Below are 14,322 nucleotides of genomic sequence, written 5' to 3'. Positions count from 1 at the left end.
ATGTTCGGCCCCGTGTCCGGCGCGCATTTCAACCCGGCGGTGACGCTCGCGGTCCTGCTCCGGCGCCAGACCGACACGCGCACGGCGGCGCTTTACACGGTGGCGCAGGTGGCGGGTGCGATCGTCGGAGTTTGGATCGCTCATGCCATGTTCGCCGAGCCGATCGTGCAGCTATCGACCAAGTTCAGGTCCGGCGCGGCGATGGGATTCGCCGAGTTCGTCGCGACGTTCGGCCTCATCGCAACCATCTTCGCCACGCAAGCGCGGCGGCCCGATGATACGCCGATGGCGGTCGGTCTTTACATCACGTCTGCCTACTGGTTCACCGCATCGACCTCGTTCGCCAATCCCGCTGTGACGGTCGCGCGCAGCCTGTCGAACACCTTCGCCGGCATCGCCGCCGCGTCGGTGCCACTGTTCGTCGCCGCGCAAGTGGCGGGCACGATTGCCGCCGTCCCCTGTTCGTCTGGCTCTATCGAGAGGAGGCCTCGCCATGAGCGCGTTCGCGATCACCATCTATCACAACCCCGACTGCGGGACGTCGCGCAACACGCTCGCGATGATCGAAGCGGCCGGATATGCGCCGACGATCATCGAATATCGCAAGGCCGGATGGACGCGAGCAAAGCTCGACGCACTTTTCGGCGCAATGGGCGCCGCGCCTCGCGACGTGATGCGCGAGAAGGGCACGCCCGCAGCCGACCTCGGGTTGCTCGATCCGTCAATCGATGACGACACGATCATCGACGCTATGATCGCGCATCCGATCCTCGTGAACCGACCGATCGTCGTCACGCCGAAGGGCGCGAAGCTCTGCCGCCCGTCAGAAACGGTGCTTGATCTGCTCGATCGCACACCGGACGTCTTCACCAAGGAGGACGGCGAGATCGTCCGAGATTAGGCACCGACGCGGTCCTCCCGCGCTTCGGGCGCATCATCGAGACAAAGCCTCGGACGCAACCGATCCTGACTGGCCAACCTGCCCGCACCAGCCCGCGATCAAGACTCTGCGCGGTCGCGTTGCGGGTGGTGAGAGGAAGCTCGTGCGCATGTCGGCGGCGCTATTCTTTCGCCGCGTCGTGCGCGCCATGCCGATCCGTGCTGTCTGTTCAGTGTCTCCATAAGGATCGCTCCGCACTCGTTCCGGCGTCTTGAGCGCATGACCTGGACAGCCACCGCGCGCGCGAAACCATCGCGATCGAACTGATTTCCCCGCGCCGTGCCGGCGCTCCTCGCGGCCGCTGCGCTGCAAATCAGCCCGCCGCTCCGGTCCTCCGCTGTCGCTTCGGCCTGCGGTTCGCGCGCGCGGTTCGGCCGTCCTCCCGGTCGCGCCATCGTCCGGAAACGGTTCGGGCGACCAATCAAGGAGACGAACAATGCCAGCCATCGGATATGTCAGCCGCGACGGAAACGGCTTCAAGGGCCAGCTCAAGACCCTGTCGATCCAGACGCCGGTCGAGATCATCCCGAACACCCGCAAGTCGGGCGACCGCCAGCCCGATTATCGCGTCATGGCGGGCGGGGTCGAGGTCGGCGCCGGGTGGAACCGCGTCAGCGAATCCGGGCAACGAGTACGTCTCGCTGAGCCTCGCCGCTCCCGAGTTCGGGCCGCGCCGACTCTACGCCAATCTCGGCCGCGCTGCCGGGCAGGATGACGACGACGCCTTCGCGATCATCTGGAACCCCGCCGACTGATCGCCGGCGGCACCCGCGCCCCCAAGCGCGGGTGCCGTTTCGGTCATTCGGCCGGGGGTCGGAATCGCCTATAGTCGATTTCGACCCTCCCTCGGCCATTTCTTGTCGTTCATTTGGATCGCCGCGATGCGCGGCGCCAAGCCGCGCCCCATAGCGAGCGAGGCCAGGATGACCCACGACGATGACGACGAGAACGCCCGCGCATCGCGGGCGCTGAAGGGTTCGCCCTTCCTCAGTCCCGAGCAAGCCGCGCATTATCTCGGGGTCTCGACCCGACATTGCAGGAGCATCGAACGGGCGGCACGGGACCGCGCTTCCGCCGCCACTGCCGCCATGTCCGCTACCATATCGACGATCTCGACGCCTGGTCGCTGGGGAGAGCGGCAATGGGTAATCGCACTCCTCGCGCGTCCGCGCTCGCTTGACGCGGCGGTGCCGCCGCATCGTCCCCGCCGTCGCGCTCATATCGCTCGGCGTCGGCATCTTCCTCACGATTGCCCGGCCACCGCGCCCAATCCTGGTCTGGAACGCCAGCGCCAGCGCGCCGATCGGCCTCTATGGTATCGGCGGCGTGGGGCGCATCGCCAAGGATGACATGGTGATCGCGCGGCTGGCCGAGCCTTATCGCGCGCTCGCCGCCAGCCGTCATTACCTTCCGGCCAACGTCCCATTGGTCAAGCGCATCGCCGCCGTTCCGGGCGACCGCGTATGCGCGCGCGGCAGCCGCGTGTTCGTCGATGGACGAGCGGTTGCCGCGCGGCTCAAGGTCGATACGCGCGGCCGGGCGATGCCGTGGTGGAACGGCTGCATCCGGCTCGGCGCGAACCAGCTTATGCTGTTGATGACCGACAATCCGGCGTCGTTCGACGGGCGCTATTTCGAGTCAGCGCGCGCCGCGACGTGATCGGCCGGGCGCGGGCTTTATGGACATGGTGATGCCGTTCGTCGTCGCCGCGGCGCTGGCGGTCGCTGCTCCGATCATGCCCGACGCAGTGACGCGCTGGCGGCCGTTCACCGACGCCGCGGCGGCGCTGCGCGCTGCCGGTCGCATGGATCGAGCGGGTGATGCGCGCCGAAAGCGCGGGTTTGACGATGCTGGGTGGCCGTCCGATCGTCAGCCGGGCCGGGGCGATGGGGCTAATGCAGCTGATGCCCGCGACTTGGGCGATGATGCGCGACCGACTGGCGCTCGGCATCTATCCGCACGATCCGCGCGACAATATCCTCGCGGGCACCTGCTACCTTCGGGCAATGTATGATCGGTTCGGTTATCCCGGCCTGTTCGCGGCCTACAATGCCGGGCCGGGTCGCTATGCCGAGCATCTTGCGACCGGCGATCCGCTGCCGCCGGAAACGCGCTTCTATCTGGCGACCGTGGCCGGCGAGACAGCCGCAAAACCGCAATTGGCCCTGCCGCCGAACACGCCGCTATTCTTCGTCATGCGAACGTCTTCGATGCCAACCGGCGCACCGGCTGCACCGCGCCCGAGCAGCATCTTCGTCACGCTGTCGAGTGGGTCGATACCACGAGAGCGATGATTGTCGGGCGGGGTTGGGGCTCGTCTCGGCAAGGCCCAGCATGACGGCCGCCGGAACGGCTATCAAGGCCGGCGGCCCTCCAATTTTGTTGATAATGAGCGCGCTTCGCGCGCGCGTTTGTTTGCAGCCAAGCCAACAAAATCGGTTCCTCCGCCGCCGCTTCGCGGTGCCTTCGGCAGCCCTGACAGCCGCTCCGCCGCCCGTCGTCGAGGCGTCGTCCTCGAATGGTCGAGGAGAAAAGGAGCAGGTCATGAGCATCATGCAGAGCATTGGCGGCGCGTCAGATCGCGTAATGGCGGCGCTGGTTTCGGGTCTAGAAATCGAGTTCGGACACGGAGCGGGAGCGGCTTTGGCACAGCGGTTTCTGGAGGCCGAAGAGGTCGATTTTCACTGGGATGCGCGGGTGTCGGAGCGCTGGATCGGGGCGTATCCGACGATGGATGAGGAGGATGTGGAGCTGGATCGGGTGGCGATTTTGGGGCGGCTCGATGGTCGCTGGTTCGTCGCGGTGATGATCGTGGATGGCGACGGCAGTGCGCACGGTATGATGGGCAAGCGGCTGTTTCGAGTCGGGGCCAGGCGGAGCAGGCGTTCGCAGGATCGCATTGAAGGCGGCATATCGAGGAGCGGCGCTCGACCGGGCGTCGCTCCTCTTCTTTGCCTCGGCTCGCGTGGAGGAGGAGAAGGAGGTGTGAGGTGCTGCGGGGGTGGTGGGTTGGGAGGGATGATAGCAAGATAAAGGCAATGTCTCGCGACCTTGCTATACCCTTGTCTGCACATCCTTTTGGGAGATTGCGCGAGACCGCGCACAGCTTTGCGAGACAGGCGCTCAGGAAACGGCGGGTTTCCGCGGGTTTCGGGGCAAAATCGCGAGACGGCTTGAAGTAACGCGCCGACCCGCCATTGTCGGTTCCGGGGAGCGGCTTCCGAGCGACGGAGCAGCCGCCACATGGACGACGACGAGTTCAAACCGCGCTTGGGCCGGATGCGCGCCAAGGGTGCCAAGCGACCGCAAAGATACCTCAGCCTGGTCGTCGCCGCTGCGCGACGTTCGGGCGGGCGGAGCGGCATCCGCAATCGCCGCTTCGATGGCAGCCGGATCGGGCGCGGCGCGAGCCTGGCGCGCGTGCTCGCGTCGGGTGATCGCCATGCCGGGTTTCGATCGCGCCGGGTCGTGGTCAAAACGCGGCTGGTCAAGCTCGCCGGCAAAGGGATCGGTGCGGCAGGCGCGCATCTGCGTTACATTCAGCGCGATGGCGTGACTCGTGTGGGCGCGCCGGGCGAGCTCTATTCCGCCGATCGCGATACGGCGGACGGCAAAGCATTTCTTGAGCGCTGCGGCGAGGACCGCCACCAGTTCCGATTCATCGTGTCGGCCGAGGACGGTGATCAATATCCCGACCTCGCCGTTCGTGCGCCGATTGATGACACAGATGGAGGAGGATCTTAGGACCAAGCTCGACTGGGTGGCCGTCGACCATTTCAACACCGGCCATCCGCACAGCCATATCATGCTGCGCGGGCGCGACGATCGCGGCGAGAATCTCGTCATCGCCCGCGACTATATCGCGCACGGCATCCGCGAACGCGCGATGCGGCTGGCGACGCTTGATCTCGGTCCGCGCACCGATCTCGAAATCCAGGCGCGACTGCGCGAGGACACCGGCGCGGAACGGCTGACGACGATCGACCGGCGATTGATCCGCGATATGGACGAAAGCCGCGTCGTGTCGTCGAGCGACGGCGACCCGTTCCAACAGCTGCGCGCCGCACGGTTGCAGAAGCTGGGCAAGCTCGGTCTGGCAGACGATCGCGGTGGCGGCACTTGGTGCCTAGCCGACGGGCTTGAGGATACGTTGCGCCGGATGGGCGAACGCGGCGACATCATTCGCACGATGCAGCGCGAGCTGACCGCAAGAAACCTCGACCGCGCGACGGCCGATCGGTCAATCTTCGATCCGGCTAACGGCGACGCCGCGCCGATCGTCGGCCGGGTCGTCGTGCGCGGGCTCGCCGACGAGCTGCACGATCGCCATTATCTGATCGTCGATGGGATCGACGGGCACAGCCATTATGTCGAGCTGGGCAAGGGCGAGGCGCACGAGCCGCTTCCCGCGACGCCATCATCCGCGTCGTGCCACGCGCAGGCGAGGTCCGGCAGGTTGATCGCACGATCGCGGCGGTCGCCGCAGCGAATGGCGGGCGCTATGACATCGACGCGCATCTAAAGCACGATCCGTCGGCGAGCGAAGCCTTTGCCGAAACCCATGTCCGCCGACTGGAGGCCATGCGCCGGATTAGCCACAGCGTCGAACGCGAGCCCGACGGCAGCTGGGTCATCGCGCCCGACCATCTCGACAAGGTTGCGGCGTTCGAAGCCCGCCAGCGCCGCGACCGGCCGGTCACAATCGAGACGCTGTCGGCGCAGCCGCTCGACCGGTTGCCGCATGCCAATGCCGCGACGTGGCTCGACCGCGACATGGCCGCCGCGACGCCCGAGCCGGTCCGCGACGCCGGGTTCGGGCGCGACGTTCGCGCCGCCCAGACCGTACGGCGGCAATGGCTAGTCGCTGAAGGTTTTGCCGACGAGCGGGACGGGCGGACGGTCTATCGCGCCGGCATGATCGCCGCGCTTCAGCGCCGCGAGCTGTTACGGGTCGCCGGCCAGCTTTCCGACGAACTGAGATTGCCGTTTGTCGAAGCGAAGTCCGGCGATCATCTCGAGGGCAAGTTGGGCCGCGTGGTTGAGATGGTAAGTGGTCGCCATGCGCTCATCGAACGCGCGCGCGATTTTACATTGGTGCCGTGGCCCGGCACTCGAACGTCAGATGGGCAAGCGCGTGTCCGGCATAATGCGCGGCGACGGCATCAGCTGGACCTTGGGGCCAGCGCAGCGGGCCGAGTATGTCTTAGGACGATTGAAGCCGGAGCATCGTATGAAGGCCGGGATCGATCGCTTGGCATTGGCGCCGATCGCCTTCAGTAAACTACGACGGAGAAGTCGCAGATGCCGTTTAGGGTTGTCGATCATCAGAACGTGCAGGCCGTGCCTGGCGACATCCTTCTTGTCAGGGACAATTGGAACGACTGGTTCGTCTGGATCACGCAATTCTACGCGATTGTCGTTCGCCAGGACGGGAGTCGCGTCGATGTCGGATCGGTCAAGATCGCCAGGGCGGGAATGACCGAGCAGGACGGCCGATCAAATCCGCCAGCACAGTTCGAGACGCTCGGCGACGACTGGTTTTCGATTGGGCAGACCGAAAACTACTACGAAACGCTCGACTCGTTCGGGCCTGAATATCGCGACTGGTATCTGACTGCGCTCAAGGATTGCGCCTATGATCTCGATCGCCTCGCCCAGCGTCAAGGCGAGGAGGTACTGTATCGTTCGCTGTTGCGCGACATCGACACGGAGCGGGTACGAAATCGATTCCATCGGCTCGCGACCGGCAACGCGGCGCTGACGCCGTTTGCGTTCAAATACCTCTTCCCGCTTGATCCGCTATCTGCCGATCCGCCGCCCGAGCTGCGCTTCCGGGTCACGCCGGGATCGCATCCACCGAGCAATGTTCATGTGCTCATCGGCCGAAACGGCGTGGGAAAGACGCGATGCTTCGATCTCCTCAGCCGGACGTTTCTCGGCTTGAATGCGCGTGACGGCTCGACGCCCGGACGCTCGCCGCTCTGGAACCCGACGCCTTCGGGCTCGAAGATAACCGACACGGCTTCGCCGGCCTTGTGACCGTGTCCTTCAGTCCTTTCGACGAATATGGGCCGTTGGTATCGACCTCGGGGACGCTGGACGTTCGATATGAATATATCGGCCTGATCCGCGCGATCGCTCAGCGCGCCGAAGACGAGGGGACTGCGGAACCAGCCCCGACCGTCAGCAGCTCACGATCAAAGGCAGACGCGAGCTCAGCGACGATTTCGTCAAGAGCGTCGAGGCCTGCCGGAAAGGCGCGCGCCGGGTGCGTTGGTCACGCGCGCTCAAGGTGCTTGAAGCCGATCCGCTATTTGAAGAAGCCGGGGTCTCGGCCATCGCCGAAGAGGGCTTGGCCGACTGGCAGCAACACGCCCGGCGACTGTTCCGCAATCTGAGTTCGGGCCACAGCGTCGTGCTGCTGACGATCAGCCGGCTGGTCGAACTGGTCGAGGAGCGGTCGCTCGTCTTGATTGACGAGCCGGAAGGGCATCTTCATCCGCCGCTGCTATCGGCTTTTGTCCGCGCTTTGTCCGACCTGCTCACTGACCGCAACGGCGTGGCCGTCGTCGCTACCCACTCTCCGGTCGTCCTCCAGGAGGTGCCCAAGCATTGCGTTTGGATTCTCAATCGTTCGGGTCTCTCATCCCGGGCGGATCGCCCCGAAGCCGAAACCTTCGGCGAGAATGTCGGCGTTCTCACCCGCGAGGTTTTGGGCTTGAGGTTGTGAGGACCGGATTCCACCGGCTGATCACCGAGGCGGCCGAGGGACGAACGTACGATCAGATTCTGGAATTCTTCGGCGGACGGCTTGGTGCCGAAGCGCGCGGCCTCGCAAGGCTGCTGACGCTTGTCCCCCAGCACCGCCAGCGGGTGCGGAGGACGACCTCTAGATATGCGCGCCTTACCTCTTCCGTCGGCGATAAGCGCCAATGTCATGACGATGTGCCTGAACGGCACGACGGACGCAGCACTGCGCGCAAGGCTGCAAGCGATCGTCCCGAACCTGGCGGCGAGCGCAGCATCTTATCAGGCTAACGCCGTTGCTGAGCGGCTCGATCTCCAAGCTCGTGTGCCGGCTGTCGGCGGCGTCTCGAAAGCGGAACTTGTCGCCCTCTACGCAACGCACCTGAGCGCGACCAAGGGATCGGCCCGTGCTGTCTATGACCAGATCAGAAACGCCGCGCCCAACAAGAAATGCCCGCTCTGCGGCGTCGGCACGGTCGCAGTGCTCGATCATCATCTGCCGAAGGCGAAATATCCCGATCTTTCGGTCGTGCCCGCCAATCTGGTGCCTGCGTGCCACTTCTGCAACGACACCAAGAAAGCGCGCTTTCCGGCGAGTGCCGGCCAGCAGACGCTTCATCCCTATTATGACGCCCGGTTGATAAATGGCCGATGGCTGGCGGCGGCGATCGATCGCGGCCCGCCTGTGGTCATCACTTTTGCCCCATCGCCGCCGCCTGCCTGGCCGTTGATCGACCGGCAGCGCGTCGAGCGGCATTTCGCCATTTGCGGACTTGGCACCGTGTTCGCCTCAAATGCCAATGACGAGCTCGGCCCGCTCAAGACACGATTGGCGGCGTTGGAGGCAGCCGGCGGACCTGCGGCGGTGCAGGCCCATCTCATCGAAGAAGCTGCCAGCCACGCGCAGCGGACCAATGGCTGGCAGTTGTCGCTATACGAGGCGCTTGCAGCCGATCCGTGGTTCACTGCTGGCGGATTTCATTCCATCGCCTGACCGAGTCAGCTCACTGGCGCTGGGCATCCAGCCCGGCCTTATGGCTTTCGAACCAATGAGACATTCAGCGATCGCAGGGCCGGTTCGAGATCGGCAAGCCGAACGAGATCGACTGCCGGGCAGGTAGGATCGAGTCCCAACCCCACCGCACGATCGTAGATCGCGACGCACTCGGCGTTGGTGATCCGCGACATGTAAACGATCCCGTCGAAATCGGTCTCATCGTAGAGGTGCTGGCTGAACCGCCGCCCGGCCTGCTGCGCGCGTCCGCGTGCGGCATCGGTCGGGATGCCGAGCTGGCTCGCGCCGCTCGTCCGCAAGTCCAGAAGCTTGAAGGGGTCGCGCGCCACCATGCTCGCGATCACCGATTGCTCGACATCCTCCTGGAGCAGCTGGCGCTTTTGTTTGGCTTGGAAGCGATCGCGGATGATTGCCTCGGCCAGCGCGGTCGGCAGATCCTGCGCGACATAGAGCAGCTTGAAGGCGTTCGCCGGGCTGGAGAACCGCGTTTTGCCGAACCCCATGCCGACCGGCGTTAAACGGTGCCCCGCATCAATGATCCGCAGATAGCCGGTCACGTCGATGCTGACGGCCAGCTCCCGCAAGATCGCCTTGTCGAGCGTCACGGACGATCGAACACGAGCCGGGCTGCGTCCATAACCTCCTTGGTGCGATCCTGCTTGAGCAGATCGATCGGCGGCTTGTTGCCAAGCAACGGGCTGGGCTTCGACAGCCAGAACCAAGCGCGACGGGGATTGTCGACGATCGTCAAAATGTCGCGGATGCCCCGAACGGGCCGGCCATCGACGAACTGCGCCAGCGGGAAGACATGCTTGCGCGCGCCCTGAGCAACGCGATCACCTCGCCCCGGCGCTGCCAGTCATGCAGCGTCGAACGGGCGATGCCCATGTCCTCCATGAGCGCGCTCGATCCGGCCAGCGGCCCGGCCCATTCTTCCATGGGAATGTCGGTGGCGTAATCGGCGAGCCGACGGTGCCCCTCCTCGATGTCTATCAGCGCGCCGAGGCCGGCGCCTTGCGGGGTTCGACTTGGGGTGGCGCGGCGATCGCGATCCGGTGATCCGCCTGATCGTCGCGCACCCAGGCGGCGATCATGTTGGTCAGGTCGCCGGTTCGGCTCTTCAACCGCTTCTGCTGCGCCGCCGGCAGGGCAATCACCGCAGCGGCTACCGCCGCGACGATCTGCGCGGTGTTTGCCGCCGCGATCTTGGCAAGACCGGGTTCGTGACGAGCAAGCGCATCGCCCACTTCGGTTGCCACCAAACGGCGCACGTCGGCATCGGCATTCTGCAATTGCGTCGCCATGATCCGACTCCTTTCAAAGCAGGATATAGCGACAAACGTCCGCTTTGTCCAGAATGTCCGATATGTACGGGAAATATGCTATGAGTAAGCCGAGATTGGACCAAGATCATCGGGAAAGCGATGGCTGCGCCTGCCCTAGCTTCGCATCAACGGACTGAACGTCGAAACAGCGCATCCGCTCCGCGAGGTGCCGGGCGGTATCGGCATAAGCTGCACGGCGCCGATAGCGATCGGCATCGCCGAGGCCATCAAGTAGCTCCGGCGCGGCCGCCGCAAGCGCGACTTCGAAATGAAGGGCAAGCGCGTCTTCGTCGATCGGGTCATGTGGAAATGAGAACATAGCAAGAACTTGAAGTCAATCTGGCGAAGCGAGATAGAATCGGCCGCGCTCCACCGCGTCGAGGCGCGTCTCGGCGCTTCGAGACCGTAGTTTTCGCAAAACCCGATCGCTCCGATCCTTGCGGGCATGATCCCGGGCGGCCGTTCGCCGCTCGGGCGGAGCGCCCGAATGACCCCGACCAAATTGCTCATTGGCCAGATCATCGTGGTGTTCGCGATCGTGATCGCGGGCGTCTGGACGGCGACGCAATGGGCGGCGGCGATGCTGGCCTATCAGCCGCAACTCGGGCCCCTGGTTCACCGTGTCGCATACGCCAATCTATCGGCCGTGGGCGATCTTCGCGTGGTGGTATCATTACGATGCCTACGCCCCGCATGTCTTCGACAAAGCGGGCAGCCTGGCAGGCGCCAGCGGTTTCATCGGTTGCGGTGCCGCGATCTTCGGCTCGCTGTGGCGCGCCCGGCAGCAGCGCAATGTCACGACCTACGGCTCCGCGCGTTGGGCCGACAGCCGTGAGATAGAACGCGCCGGCCTACTCGGCGACACGGGTGCCTTCTCGGTCGCCATCGCGGCCGCTACCTCCGGCACGACGGTCCCGAGCATGTCATGGCGTTCGCGCCGACGCGCTCGGGCAAGGGCGTCGGGCTAGTCGTCCCGACGCTGCTGAGCTGGACCGGCTCGGCGGTCATCCACGACATCAAGGGCGAGAACTGGCAGCTGACCGCGGGCTGGCGGTCGCGGTTCAGCCACGCGCTGCTGTTCAACCCGACCGACGCCCGATCGGCCCATTACAATCCGCTGATCGAGGTTCGGCGCGGCGAGAACGAGGTTCGCGACGTCCAGAACATCGCCGACATCCTGGTTGACCCCGAGGGTGCGCTCGAACGCCGCAACCATTGGGAGAAGACCAGCCACTCGCTGCTGGTCGGCGCGATCCTCCATGTCCTCTACGCGGAGGAAGAGAAGACGCTCGCCCGCGTCGCGACCTTCCTGTCCGATCCCCAGCGTCCTTTCGTCGCAACGCTCAAGCGTATGATGGCGACCAATCACATCGGTACGGCCGAGGCGCCGATGGTGCATCCCGTCGTCGCGTCGGCGGCGCGCGAGGTGCTCAACAAATCCGACAACGAGCGCTCGGGCGTGCTGTCGACCGCGATGTCGTTCCTCGGTCTTTACCGCGATCCGACCGTCGCCGAGGTTACGTCGCGTTGCGACTGGCGGATCGCCGACCTGGTCGACTCCGCGCAGCCGGTATCGCTGTATCTGGTCATACCGCCCTCCGACATCAGCCGCACCAAGCCGCTCGTCCGCCTGATCCTCAACCAGATCGGCCGTCGGCTGACCGAGCGGCTCGACGCCGCTGACCAGGCACATCGCAAGCACAAACTGCTGATGATGCTCGACGAGTTCCCGGCGCTTGGGCGGCTCGATTTCTTCGAGACCAGCCTTGCGTTCATGGCCGGCTACGGCGTCCGCGCCTTCCTGATCGCCCAAAGCCTCAACCAGATCGAGAAGGCCTATGGCGAGCACAATTCGATCCTCGACAACTGCCATGTCCGCGTCGCCTTCGCGACCAACGACGAGCGGACGGCGCGGCGCATCTCCGATGCGCTGGGCACGGCGACCGAGCAACGCTCGATGCGCAACTATGCCGGGCACCGGCTCGCGCCTTGGCTCGCGCACGTCATGGTCAGCCGACAGGAAACCGCCCGCGCGCTGCTGACCCCGGCGAGGTGATGCAATTGCCGCCGACCGATGAGATCGTGCTCGTCTCCGGGCTGGCGCCGATCCGCGCTCAGAAGCTGCGCTATTACGATGATCGCAACTTCGCCGCGCGCGTGGCGCCGCCGCCTGCGCTGGCCAACGGCCCTTATGCCGACCGACCCAAGCCGCGCGACGATGACTGGGGCAATTGCGTCCGCAAGCGCGATCCGCGGCTGGAGCGCGACGAGGATGTGGCAAAGCCCGATCGCGACGATGGCGGCCGGCAACAGGAGCGCCACCCCGGACTTGCCGAAGACGTCGCGCCGAAGCCCGAGCCGGCCAAGCAGCTCGATCTGCTCGGCCTCGACAAGGACGATGCCGATCCAGCGTCCGACAAGCGCGCGATGGATCAGGCGCGGAGCGTCGGGACGGTCGTCCGTGCCTATGGCGTCAACGAGGGAGCGGGGCGCGATCACGACGCGCTGCCGAGCTTCTGACATGGCAGCGCATCGCCCCCGCGTGTTCGGCATCAGCTGTTCCTGGCCGAAGACCTTAGCGCCCGGCTCGAAGGACTGGCCGCCAAACCCGGCGCGTCCAAATCGGCAATCCTCGCCGACGCGCTGACCGCCTGGCTCAACCGGCAGGCCGCGAGCGAACTGGAGAACAAGTTCGGTCAGCGGCTCGACCGGCTGTCGATGGCGCTCGGCCGGGTCGAACGCGACGGCCACGTCCTGCTCGAATCCTTCGCGCTGTTCGTCCGCTACCAGCTGATGGTGCAGGCGCCGCTCGCCGAGGGCGACGATGCGGCACGCGCGGTCGGTCGCGACCGCTTCAATGCGTTCGTCGCGCGGGTCGGCGAGGCGCTGGCGAGCGGCCAGCAGACCTTCACACCCCGGCACCGAAATCGATCGAGAGGCAGTCATGAGCGACACCCTGTCCTCTGATCGCCGCCGCGCAATGCTCCGCACCGCGATGGGGCCGGCCATCGCCGCCGCGCTCGCCGATCCGCGAACGCAGGAGATCATGGTCAATCCCGACGGCGTCCTGCGGCTCGACCGATTGGGCGAGGGCCGCACCGACACCGGCACGCGCTACGATCCCGCGCAGGTCGAACGGATCATCCGGCTGGTCGCGAGCCATGCGCGCACCGAAGTCCATGCGGCATCGCCGATCGTTTCCGCGGAACTGCCACCGCATGGGGACGGGGCAGGTGAACGATTTGAGGGTGTGCTGCCGCCGGTCAGCCTCGCGCCGTGCTTCTCGATCCGTAAGCCGGCAGCGAGAATCTACACGCTCATCGATTATGTGGACGACGGGATCATGCCCGCCGACACCGCGCGGCTCCTGTCGCTCGCGGTCGTCGATCGCAAGAACATCCTGGTCGCGGGCGGCACGTCGTCGGGCAAGACCACGCTCGCCAACGCACTGCTCGCCGAGATGGCGCATCTGGACGAGCGCGTGATCCTGATCGAGGACACGCGCGAGCTGCAATGCGCCGCGTCCGATGTCGTGGCGTTGCGCACCCGGCCCGGCGTCGTCGCGATGGCCGATCTGGTGCGCTCGACGCTTCGACTTCGCCCGGACCGCATCATCGTCGGCGAGGTGCGCGGCGCCGAGGCGCTCGACATGCTCAAGGCTTGGAACACCGGCCATCCCGGTGGGATCGCGACGGTGCACGCTAATAGCGCGCTCGCGGCACTCTACCGGCTCGAACAGCTCGTTCAGGAATCCGTCGTCACGGTCCCGCGCCGGCTGATCGCCGAAGCCATCGACATGATCGTGTTCATCGCCGGGCGCGGCCTCGCGCGCCGCGTCGAGACGATCGCCCGGGTCGCCGGCGTCGACCACGACGGTGGCTACGCCGTCATCGACCTCACCCCATCCACGCTAACTCACGAAGGAGACTTGCCATGATGCTTATCCGCGCCCGCTGCCGTGATCTTTTCCGGCGGCTCGCTGCTTGCCGGCGTGCTGGTCGGTTTAGGCCTGACCATCGCCAGCAGCGCGCAGGCTTCGGGATCGGGCATGCCGTGGAGCAGCCGCTCCAGCAGGTGCTGGAATCGGTGCAAGGCCCGGTCGCCAAGATCGTCGCGGTGATCATCATTATCGTGACCGGGCTGACGCTTGCATTTGGCGAGACCGCCGGCGGATTCCGGCGGCTCATCCAGATCATCTTCGGTCTGTCGATCGCGTTCGCCGCGTCGAGTTTCTTCCTTTCGTTCTTCAGCTTCGGCGGCGGGGCGCTGATCTCGTGATCGGCCCAAACATCACC

17 protein-coding genes and 5 pseudogenes are annotated in these 14,322 nt (G+C 65.6%); 16 read left to right on the top strand and 6 right to left on the bottom strand.

Features of this window, described 5'->3' with window-relative positions:
* Positions 1-252 (top strand): annotated as a pseudogene (locus E6W36_RS21480) (aquaporin); the annotation flags it as partial.
* A 62-nt stretch (positions 253-314) separates the two neighbouring features.
* Here the strand turns inward: E6W36_RS21480 and E6W36_RS21475 are convergent.
* Positions 315-443 carry a hypothetical protein gene (locus tag E6W36_RS21475; protein ID WP_342776923.1) on the bottom strand — a complete coding sequence of 43 codons (129 nt, stop codon included), beginning with the start codon at positions 441-443 and terminating at the stop codon, positions 315-317.
* Between the two features lie 50 nt (positions 444-493).
* Here E6W36_RS21475 and arsC point away from each other — a divergent pair, with 50 nt between their 5' ends.
* The 11 genes and pseudogenes from arsC to E6W36_RS01810 all read left to right on the top strand — a co-directional run bounded on the left by arsC (position 494) and on the right by E6W36_RS01810 (position 8,681).
* Positions 494-901, top strand: coding sequence for an arsenate reductase (glutaredoxin) (gene arsC / locus E6W36_RS01850; RefSeq protein WP_222873567.1), 408 nt, complete (start codon positions 494-496; stop codon positions 899-901).
* 475 nt (positions 902-1,376) lie between these two features.
* A pseudogene (locus tag E6W36_RS22760) lies at positions 1,377-1,508 on the top strand (DUF736 family protein); the annotation flags it as partial.
* Positions 1,501-1,695: a DUF736 family protein gene (locus E6W36_RS22755; RefSeq protein WP_425459755.1), complete on the top strand. Its 195-nt coding sequence runs from the start codon at positions 1,501-1,503 to the stop codon at positions 1,693-1,695. The pseudogene E6W36_RS22760 and the gene E6W36_RS22755, both read left to right, overlap by 8 nt.
* Before the next feature lie 421 nt (positions 1,696-2,116).
* A complete protein-coding gene (locus E6W36_RS01840) occupies positions 2,117-2,599 on the top strand; it encodes a S26 family signal peptidase (RefSeq protein WP_246047978.1) in 483 nt (160 codons plus the stop codon).
* A gap of 161 nt (positions 2,600-2,760) precedes the next feature.
* Entirely contained in the window at positions 2,761-3,234 is a 474-nt protein-coding gene (locus tag E6W36_RS01835) for a lytic transglycosylase domain-containing protein (RefSeq protein ID WP_425459666.1), read from the top strand.
* A 40-nt stretch (positions 3,235-3,274) separates the two neighbouring features.
* On the top strand, positions 3,275-3,973 hold the full coding sequence (locus E6W36_RS17360; protein ID WP_246047976.1) for a hypothetical protein: 699 nt from the start codon (positions 3,275-3,277) through the stop codon (positions 3,971-3,973).
* Between the two features lie 210 nt (positions 3,974-4,183).
* A complete protein-coding gene (locus E6W36_RS21470; protein WP_342776753.1) occupies positions 4,184-4,684 on the top strand; it encodes a hypothetical protein in 501 nt (166 codons plus the stop codon).
* A pseudogene (locus tag E6W36_RS22750) lies at positions 4,659-6,220 on the top strand (DUF3363 domain-containing protein). The gene E6W36_RS21470 and the pseudogene E6W36_RS22750 overlap by 26 nt, the downstream one beginning before the upstream one ends.
* Positions 6,221-6,241: 21 nt before the next feature.
* Positions 6,242-6,979, top strand: coding sequence for a hypothetical protein (locus tag E6W36_RS01820; protein ID WP_246048425.1), 738 nt, complete (start codon positions 6,242-6,244; stop codon positions 6,977-6,979).
* A gap of 253 nt (positions 6,980-7,232) precedes the next feature.
* On the top strand, positions 7,233-7,670 hold the full coding sequence (locus E6W36_RS17355; RefSeq protein ID WP_246047970.1) for an AAA family ATPase: 438 nt from the start codon (positions 7,233-7,235) through the stop codon (positions 7,668-7,670).
* Positions 7,671-7,877: 207 nt separating this feature from the next.
* On the top strand, positions 7,878-8,681 hold the full coding sequence (locus E6W36_RS01810; protein WP_222874553.1) for an HNH endonuclease: 804 nt from the start codon (positions 7,878-7,880) through the stop codon (positions 8,679-8,681).
* A 38-nt stretch (positions 8,682-8,719) separates the two neighbouring features.
* Here the strand turns inward: E6W36_RS01810 and E6W36_RS01805 are convergent, their stop codons facing one another.
* From E6W36_RS01805 to E6W36_RS01785, 5 genes are all read right to left on the bottom strand, one after another.
* On the bottom strand, positions 8,720-9,307 hold the full coding sequence (locus E6W36_RS01805) for an RES family NAD+ phosphorylase (RefSeq protein WP_222873565.1): 588 nt from the start codon (positions 9,305-9,307) through the stop codon (positions 8,720-8,722).
* Positions 9,304-9,453: an antitoxin Xre/MbcA/ParS toxin-binding domain-containing protein gene (locus E6W36_RS01800; RefSeq protein ID WP_222873564.1), complete on the bottom strand. Its 150-nt coding sequence runs from the start codon at positions 9,451-9,453 to the stop codon at positions 9,304-9,306. The genes E6W36_RS01805 and E6W36_RS01800 overlap by 4 nt, the downstream gene beginning before the upstream one ends.
* On the bottom strand, positions 9,450-9,641 hold the full coding sequence (locus E6W36_RS01795) for an antitoxin Xre/MbcA/ParS-like domain-containing protein (RefSeq protein WP_222873563.1): 192 nt from the start codon (positions 9,639-9,641) through the stop codon (positions 9,450-9,452). Before E6W36_RS01795 ends, E6W36_RS01800 begins: the two co-directional genes overlap by 4 nt.
* A gap of 53 nt (positions 9,642-9,694) precedes the next feature.
* Positions 9,695-10,006 (bottom strand): hypothetical protein, encoded by a 312-nt coding sequence (locus E6W36_RS01790; protein WP_222873562.1) that lies wholly within the window; start codon positions 10,004-10,006, stop codon positions 9,695-9,697.
* A 106-nt stretch (positions 10,007-10,112) separates the two neighbouring features.
* Positions 10,113-10,346, bottom strand: coding sequence for a hypothetical protein (locus tag E6W36_RS01785; RefSeq protein ID WP_222873561.1), 234 nt, complete (start codon positions 10,344-10,346; stop codon positions 10,113-10,115).
* A 168-nt stretch (positions 10,347-10,514) separates the two neighbouring features.
* Between E6W36_RS01785 and E6W36_RS01780 the strand changes: the two are divergent.
* The 4 genes and pseudogenes from E6W36_RS01780 to E6W36_RS01765 all read left to right on the top strand — a co-directional run bounded on the left by E6W36_RS01780 (position 10,515) and on the right by E6W36_RS01765 (position 14,305).
* Positions 10,515-12,547 (top strand): annotated as a pseudogene (locus E6W36_RS01780) (conjugal transfer protein TraG).
* Between the two features lie 198 nt (positions 12,548-12,745).
* Complete coding sequence (locus E6W36_RS21455) at positions 12,746-12,994, top strand: hypothetical protein (protein WP_342776750.1); 249 nt, start codon at positions 12,746-12,748, stop codon at positions 12,992-12,994.
* The gene (gene trbB / locus E6W36_RS01770) at positions 12,972-13,964 is read left to right on the top strand and encodes a P-type conjugative transfer ATPase TrbB (protein WP_222873560.1); all 993 of its coding nucleotides are present in this window, start codon (positions 12,972-12,974) and stop codon (positions 13,962-13,964) included. Before E6W36_RS21455 ends, trbB begins: the two co-directional genes overlap by 23 nt.
* Before the next feature lie 111 nt (positions 13,965-14,075).
* A pseudogene (locus E6W36_RS01765) lies at positions 14,076-14,305 on the top strand (TrbC/VirB2 family type IV secretion system protein).
* Positions 14,306-14,322: the final 17 nt, after the last annotated feature.

Origin of the sequence: Hankyongella ginsenosidimutans (assembly GCF_005144965.1) — a bacterium.
GTDB classification, from domain to species: domain Bacteria; phylum Pseudomonadota; class Alphaproteobacteria; order Sphingomonadales; family Sphingomonadaceae; genus Hankyongella; species Hankyongella ginsenosidimutans.
This window is presented reverse-complemented; position numbering and strand designations above follow the sequence as displayed.